This window comes from Rhizobium sp. SVR5-2C, assembly GCF_056755115.1.
The window spans coordinates 1-233 of sequence record NZ_JBNDHT010000626.1 but is presented as its reverse complement, the minus strand read 5'-3'; the positions used below and the strand labels follow the sequence as shown (position 1 = coordinate 233).

General features: G+C 58.8%; 1 pseudogene. It reads left to right on the top strand.

Annotated elements, in window-relative coordinates:
- Positions 1 to 52: 52 nt before the first annotated feature.
- A pseudogene (locus tag ACPYOI_RS37155) lies at positions 53 to 233 on the top strand (acyloxyacyl hydrolase); the annotation flags it as partial.

The window sequence follows — 233 nt, the reverse complement described above, 5'->3', positions numbered from 1 at the left end:
ATGCTACCACTCCCTCGTGGCGCGCGATTGTGCGGAGCAAGGAGAGCGGCGGATGGCGATAATTAATCGCGACTGCGTATTGCATTCCATGGGTATCGTCTTGTTGGCGCTGCTGGCTGACGTCACCGAGGTCTCGGCATCTGCCTATGTGCAGGACCGGATATTCGATGAGTTGCGTCTTGGCGCATCGACGTCGATCCAGGGCGGCCACGAGCGGGAAGACGACATCTTTC